The 7,275-nt window shown below is 70.0% G+C and carries 5 protein-coding genes and 1 pseudogene; 3 read left to right on the top strand and 3 right to left on the bottom strand.

Annotated features, from left to right (window positions below; all coding sequences use genetic code 11):
- On the bottom strand, nucleotides 1-999 hold a 999-nt coding region (locus AB0M20_RS18715), incomplete at its 3' end, for a glycine betaine/L-proline ABC transporter ATP-binding protein (RefSeq protein WP_364299691.1).
- Nucleotides 996-2,471: a GMC oxidoreductase gene (locus tag AB0M20_RS18720; RefSeq protein WP_364299693.1), complete on the bottom strand. Its 1,476-nt coding sequence runs from the start codon at nucleotides 2,469-2,471 to the stop codon at nucleotides 996-998. The genes AB0M20_RS18720 and AB0M20_RS18715, both read right to left, overlap by 4 nt.
- A 159-nt stretch (nucleotides 2,472-2,630) precedes the next feature.
- Between AB0M20_RS18720 and AB0M20_RS18725 the strand changes: the two genes are divergently transcribed.
- Together AB0M20_RS18725 and AB0M20_RS18730 are read left to right on the top strand one after the other, a co-directional pair.
- Complete coding sequence (locus tag AB0M20_RS18725; RefSeq protein ID WP_364299695.1) at nucleotides 2,631-3,587, top strand: TIGR03885 family FMN-dependent LLM class oxidoreductase; 957 nt, start codon at nucleotides 2,631-2,633, stop codon at nucleotides 3,585-3,587.
- A gap of 34 nt (nucleotides 3,588-3,621) precedes the next feature.
- Nucleotides 3,622-4,518, top strand: coding sequence for a hypothetical protein (locus AB0M20_RS18730; protein ID WP_364299697.1), 897 nt, complete (start codon nucleotides 3,622-3,624; stop codon nucleotides 4,516-4,518).
- 29 nt (nucleotides 4,519-4,547) lie between these two features.
- On the opposite strand, the gene AB0M20_RS18735 is transcribed toward AB0M20_RS18730, so the two are convergent.
- Nucleotides 4,548-5,837 (bottom strand): ferredoxin reductase family protein, encoded by a 1,290-nt coding sequence (locus tag AB0M20_RS18735; RefSeq protein WP_364299699.1) that lies wholly within the window; start codon nucleotides 5,835-5,837, stop codon nucleotides 4,548-4,550.
- A gap of 564 nt (nucleotides 5,838-6,401) precedes the next feature.
- Here AB0M20_RS18735 and AB0M20_RS18740 point away from each other — a divergent pair.
- Nucleotides 6,402-6,959 (top strand): annotated as a pseudogene (locus AB0M20_RS18740) (Pecanex-like protein 1); the annotation flags it as partial.
- Nucleotides 6,960-7,275 lie beyond the last annotated feature (316 nt).

Genomic DNA, 7,275 nt, shown 5'->3' on the forward strand with positions numbered 1-7,275 from the left:
CTTCGCGTCCACCACGCCGATCCGCTCATCGCCGTCCACCACGCCGATCGGGCGCCCGGCGCCGAGCACCCGCGACACCGCGTCCCGGATCACCGTGCCGGCCGGCAGCGGCTTGTCCTCGGTCTGCTCGCCGTCCTCGGCCGGCCGGACGATCCGGCGCAGGGTCAGCACGTCGGCGCGTGGCACCTCGCGGACGAAGTCCGCCACGTACTCGTCCGCCGGATCGCCGACCAGGTCCTCGGGGGTGCCCACCTGCACCAGGTCGCCGTCGCGCATCACCGCGATCCGGTCGCCCAGGCTCAGCGCCTCGGCCAGGTCGTGGGTGATGAAGACCAGCGTCTTGCCCACCTCGGCGTGCAACCGGCGCACCTCGGCCTGCATGTCCCGGCGGATCAGCGGGTCGAGCGCGCTGAACGGCTCGTCGAAGAGCAGCACAGCCGGGTCCACGGCCAGCGCCCGGGCCAGGCCGACCCGCTGCTGCATGCCGCCGGAGAGCTGGTCCGGGTACTGCTTCTCGTGGCCGTCCAGCCCGACCAGGTCGAGCACCTCGGACGCCCGCCGGTGCCGCTCCGCCTTCCCGACGCCCTGGATCTCCAACCCGTACGCGACGTTGTCCACCACCGGCCGATGCGGCAGCAGGCCGAAGTGCTGGAACACCATCGCGACCCGGTGCCGGCGCAGCTCGCGCAACCGTTTCGTGCTCATCCCGCGGACCTGCTCGCCGTCGATCGAGACCTCGCCGCTGGTCGGCTCGATCAGCCGGGTCAGGCACCGGACCAGCGTGGACTTGCCGCTGCCGGACAGGCCCATCACGACGAAGACCTCGCCGGCGGCCACCTCGAAGCTGACGTCGCGCACCGCGGCCACGCAGCCGGTCCGCTCCCGCAGCTCGGCGCGGGGAAGCCGGCCGAGGTCCGAGTCGACCACCCGTTCGGGCTTGAGTCCGAACACCTTCCACAGGCGCTCGACCTGGATCGTGGGGGTGGGGGTCGGAGTCACCGTTGATCTCCTCGAAGTAGGTCGGCCGCCTTCTCGCCGATCATCAGCACCGCCACGACGGGGTTCACCGTGGTCATGGTCGGGAACACGGACGCGTCCGCGATCCGCACGTTGGACAGGCCGCGGATGCGCAGCGTCGGATCGACCACGGCCAGCGGGTCGTCCTCGGCGCCCATGCGGCACGTCCCGGCCGGATGGTAGACCGTGTGATGCACCGCTCGTCCGTAGGCGGAGAGATCGGCGTCGCTGCGAACCGACGGGCCGGGGGCGATCTCGCGGCGGATCCACGACGCGAACGGCTCGGTGGCGGCCACCTCCCGGGCGATCCGCAGCCCGTCCACGATGGTCCGCTCGTCGTAGCCCTCCGGGTCGGTGAAATACCGGAAATCCAGCGCGGGCCGCGCCGCGGGGTCGGCGTCGACCAGCCACATCCGGCCGCTGCTGCGCGGGCGCGGGATGTTCGGCGTCATCCCGAAGCCGTGCTCCGGCACGTCGTAGCCGAGGCGGGCGGTGTGGACGGTGAACGGGATCTGGTAGAGGTGGAACATCAGGTCGGGGCGGTCGCCGCCGGCCCGGTTGACGAACAGGCCCGCGTCCGCGTCCATCGCCGACTCCGGCGGCACCGGCCGGCTCGCCTCCCACAGGATCAGCGACTCGGGGTGATCGAGCAGGTGCTCACCCACGCCGGGCAGGTCCACCCGCACGGGAATGCCCAGCCTGCGCAGGTCGCCGGCCGGGCCGATGCCGGAGAGGAGCAGCAGCCGCGGCGTGTCGATGGCGCCGGCCGACAGCACGTACCGGGCGCCTCGGATCACGCCGGCACTGGTGTGCACCCCGGTCACCCGGTCCCCGTCGATCTCCAGCCGGGAGGCCCAGGTGTCCGTGCGGATCGTCAGGTTGGGACGGTCCAGGACCGGGTGCAGATACTCGACCGAGGACGACGAGCGCACGCCTGTCTCGGGGTGGTAGCCGACCGGGAACAGGCCGGTGCCGTCCGCGAACGGGGTCGCGTTGAGGTCGTCGTGGATCGGAACGCCCAACGCCTTCGACGACGCGGCGACGAAGTCCGCGACCAGCGGGTTGCGCTCGGCGACCGGGACGATGTTGATCAGCAGGCGGTGCCAGTAGGGCAGCATCTCCTCGTACGACCACCCGGCGGCACCGGCGGCCACCCAGTCGGCGAAGTCACCGGGCGGCGGCAGCAGGCTGATCATCGTGTTGTGCGACGAGCAGCCGCCCAGCACCTTGGCCCGCGAGTGCACGATGTGCGAGTTGCCCCGGGGCTGCGGCACGGTGCGGTATCCGTAGTCGAACTCGGACTCGAGCAGGCTCAGCCAGCTCCGCAGGCGCAGCACCCGCTGATCGCCGACGTCGGACGGGCCGCCCTCGATCAGGCAGACGCGGACCGCGGGATCTGCCGAGAGCCGGGAGGCGACCACCGCGCCGGCCGTCCCGCCTCCCACGATCACCACATCGAACTCGCTGGGTTCCAGTGCGCACCTCCGTCGCGTGCGTGATCACACATCAACAGAGTGCGACGGCGGCGGTCAATCCCACGCGAAGACTTTTACCTCAGTGCAACCAAAGCGTAGTGGACTACTACTGGCCGTAGCGGGGTAGGGAGCAATCCCATGACGGAGTACGGAATCCACTGCTCGCACGAGCAGATCCCGCCCGCCGCCCTCCTCGAGGCCGTGGTCGCCGCGGAACGCGCCGGCTTCGACGCCGCGATGTGTTCCGATCATTTCTCGCCGTGGAGCGCTCGTCAGGGCGAGTCCGCGTTCGCCTGGGCCTGGCTGGGCGCCGCCCTGCAGGCCACCAACCTGTCCTTCGGGGTGGTGAACGCGCCCGGCCAGCGCTACCACCCGGCGATCATCGCGCAGGCCATCGGCACGCTCGGCGCGATGTTCCCGGGCCGCTTCTGGGCGGCTCTGGGCAGCGGTGAGTTCAGCAACGAGCACATCACCGGCGGCGACTGGCCGCGCAAGGAGATCCGCAACAAGCGGCTGCGCGAGAGCGTGGACGTCATCCGTGCCCTGCTGGCCGGCGAGGAGGTCACCCACGACGGGCTGGTAACCGTCGACCGGGCGAAGCTGTGGACCCGGCCGGCCGAGCCGCCGCCGCTGATCGGTGCGGCGGTCAGCGTGGAGACCGCCCGGTGGGTGGCCGGCTGGGCCGACGGGATGGTCACCGTCAACGCGCCGACCGAGCGGCTGCGCGAGATGATCGGCGCGTACCGGGGTGTCGGCGGGCGCGGGCCGGTCTGCCTGCAGGTGCACCTGAGCTGGGCCGGCAGTGAGACCGAGGCCGAGCAGATCGCGTACGACCAGTGGCGCAGCAACGTCTTCCCGCCGCCGGTCTGCTGGGACCTCGAGCTGGTGGAGCATTTCGACGTGGTCTCCGAGCACGTCACGCTGGACCAGGTGCGGTCCGTGGTGAACGTGTCGGCCGACCTGGAGCGGCACATCGAGTGGCTGCGCGGCTACGCGTCCCTCGGCTTCGACCGGATCTATCTCCACCACGTCGGCCAGGATCTGGGCCCGTTCATCGAGGCCTTCGGATCGAAGGTGCTGCCCGCCCTGCGATAGACCTGCGGTAGACAGCCACCTCTACGGTGTCGCCATGCCTCGCGTCCTGGCGTTTCTCGGCTGGATCCCGATCGGCCTGGTGCTGCCGCTGGTGCTGGTCGACGGCATCAGCTCCGAGGGCTACCCGGTCGGGCTGCTCGACATGGGCCCGGCCGCGGGCGGCGTGGCGGCGGGGGCCGGGCTGGGGCTCGGCCTCCTTTACGGCCGCCGGATGCGGTGGGTGGTGCTGCTCACCGAGGTCGCCTTCGTCGCCGCGGGCTTCCTCATCCTGCACGCGTTTCTGTACCGGGTGTTCGTCCCGGCGATCGGGGATCAGCAGTACTGGCCGGGTGTGGCCTACGCGGTGGCGGGCGCCGCCGCCGGCATCGGGCTCGGCCGGCTGCGCCCCGCACGTACGCCGTCCCCGCCCGCGCCGGGTCTGTTCGCGGTCGCTCTCGCGGTGGCCATCGCCGGCATCCTGGTGACCGCGAACTTCGTGTCGATCGCCGCCGAGCTTGCCACCACCGGAATCGGTGCGGACAGCCGCAGCTCGCCCGCCCGGCTGCCGGCCGGGCGGCACGCGGTCTTCGCCCCGTGGGGCACCGGGGACTGCGACGTCACCGCGGACGGAAAGCCGGTCAGCGTGCACAAGCCGCGGATCCGGCTCACCGACAACAGCGACAGCATCGTCACGGTCTTCATCGGGACGTTCGACCTGGAGCGGCCGGCGACCGTGGCGGCGAGTTGCCAGAACGCCGGCCTGGGCGACCCGCCGGTGACGGCCGAGCCGATGCGCACGCTGATCTACGAAATCCCGTGGCTCACCTGGCTCTACGGCATCCTCTCCGGCGCGCTCACGGCTCTGGGCATCCGGCTCGCCCGCCGAGCGGGCCGCACACACCGCGCCCCGCACAAAAGTGGTAGCCCAGACGCCCATCCCGCCCGCGGATAGCCCTGTGGGCTACCACTTCTGTGGCGGCGTCACCCGGCCAGGCGGAAGCGTTCCGCGTGGATCTGATTGCGGGGTACGCGCAACGCCCGCAACGATTTCAGCACGGCAACCGTCATCGGCTCCGGCCCGCAGACGTAGACGTCGCGCTCGCGAATGTCGGGCACCACGATCTCCAGATCGGCCGGCGCGAACGGGTTGAATGGCGGGTTCCCCGCACCGGTGCGTCCCGTGAGGACGTGCAACTGCGCGCCGCGCGCCCGGGCCAGGCTCTGCAGCTCCTCGATCAGCACGGCCTGCGTCATGGTCGGCACCCGGTAGAGCACGGTGACCGGCCCGGTCAGCTCCTCCATCAGCGCCCGGATCGGGGTGACCCCGATGCCGCCGGCGATCAGCAGGCTCGACTCGCGGGTCCGGGCCAGCGAGGTCAGCGCGCCGTACGGCCCCTCGGCGAACACCCGCGTGCCCACCGGCAGATTCCGCAGCCCCGCGCTGGTCTCGCCGATGCCCTTCGCGGTGAGCCGCAGCGACGCGCCGTCCGGGGCGGCGGACAGCGACCACGGATTCACCTGCCACCACGGGTTGTATCCCGGGAAGCGCCACAGCATGAACTGCCCGGCCCGGGCCGGCAGCCGATCGAGATTCCGGCCGGTCACGTGCACCGACACGACGTCGTCCGACTCCGGCACCACGGCGGACACTCGCATGTCGTGCCGCAGATTGCGGATCAGCGGCACGATCACCCGGAAGGTCAGCAACGACCCCAGCGCCAGGCTCCACAGCAGCCACCAATAGGCCCGCGACAACGACGAGACGGTGAATGTGGAGATCTCCGTCATCTGATGAAGGAGGGCCAGAATGATCACCATGTAGAGCAGCACGTGCAGGGCGTGCCACGTCTCGTAGGAAAGGCGCCGCCGCGCGAATCTCGCCGACGAGACGGCGATCACCGTGATGAAAAGAAAGGCGACCATCCCGAGCAGCACCGGGAACGATCCGGCGAGGCTGACGATCTGCTTCGGGATCGGGTTCCCGTCGAGCTGGGCGAAGCCGGTGACGATGAACGAGACGTGCAGCAGCAGGGCGCAGAAGATCGTGAAGCCGGTCCACCGGTGCAGCGTGGTCAGCCGGTCCATGCCGAGCCGCCGGTCCAGCCACGGGATCCGGGCGATCAGCGTGAGCTGGAAGATCATCGCCAGGGCGACGTGCAGCCCGAAGAACCGACCCACCGTGATCAGGGTGTTCTTCTCCGGAACGTCCGAGGTGAAGAACATGTACCAGACGAACAGCAGATTGACCGCGAGCACTGCGAACAGCACCACACGAGCGGCGGTGGCGGGATGTATCGCGGATCGGGTGGGGGCTTGACGGGTGGCCGTCATGGGACGTCTCCTGTCCTCCGGCGCCAATGCGTGTCGAGGGTGTGCCAGCGTGTACAGCAAACGTGCGGCGGTGGTTCATTTTCCGCTCCACAAGGGTCCGGAGCAGCGCAAATGTCCGGAAGCCGACCGGCCGCCGGGGGTTGACGGGTGACATCCGCTGAACGGTTGATAAAAGAAGTTCATCGAATCTCCCATATTTCTTCTTTAATTGCGACCTAAGACGAGCTCAAATTTGCTCGGTAAATTGGCTTTCGCAGATTCTTGCTCCTAGCCTCCTGGAGTCAGCCTTGAAGATTTCTCCCAGTCGCTGAACCAGAGGTATCCCGTATGCGTAGGTCCGCCAGCCGCAGAGCCGCAGCCCCGGCTTCCCCGCACAGTCGCCGTCGTCGCCTGATCGGCGCGGCGGGCGCACTCGTCGTCTTCGGGGGCATCGCGGGCGTCACCCAGATCTCCCGCGCGGACGAGAACGACGCGCCCGCCCAGACGAAGGCGATCTCCATCAACGGCCTGGAGGTGCTGGCGAACAGCTGCGAGGGCAGCCAGTTCGAGCCGCACGACGGTTTCCAGAAGGGCGACAGGTGCGTCTCGACCGCGTTCGGTGAGGTGCCGACCGCGGCCAACAACGCGACGCTGCTGATCACCCGGGCGCCCCGGACGGTGCGGCAGAACCAGCCGTTCACGATTCAGGTGAGCACGCGCAACTTGATCCGGGACCGGTTCCTGGCGGCGGGTCAGGGTGGCTACTACGTGGAGAGTTCGGTGCTGCAGGGCGGCATCGTGCGTGGTCACTTCCACTCGGCGTGCCGCAGCCTGCAGTCGACCCGGTCGGCGCCGGCGAACCCGGAGGCGGTGCCGGAGTTCTTCGTGGCGACCGAGGACCAGAGGGGCGGTCGTGACGCCGACGTCGTTTCCGTGCAGGTCCCGGGCCTGCCCAACGCCGGCACCGTGCAGTGTTCCTCGTGGGCCGGTGACGGTTCGCACCGCATCCCGATGATGGAGCGGGCCAACCAGACCCCGGCCTTCGACTCGGTGCGCATCCAGGTCCTGCGGGGCCGTGGCTGACCGGCGGATCGCTGATCACAACTGAACCGCGGAGCACTGCCGCACCTCCGGGACGTCGAACCGGAGCGGCACGGGACCTCACCGACGAGCAGGTGACCCCGTGCCGCTCAGGACCCCCCATCGATCCCTGGAACCGCTGTCCACCCCCCTGACGGACGGCACCCGCGGCAGTCGGCCCGATCTAGGAAACGGCTGACGAAAGGAGGCGCGGGACCACAATCGGGCCGGGCGATGAGCTCCGGCACCGGGCGACACGGACCAACTCGGGTGTCCGAGGTCGCCCCCCGATGGCCCTGACCGGGAGCGCGGTCAGGGC

It is taken from the genome of Actinoplanes sp. NPDC051633 (genome assembly GCF_040681735.1).
Taxonomy (GTDB): Bacteria; Actinomycetota; Actinomycetes; order Mycobacteriales; family Micromonosporaceae; genus Actinoplanes.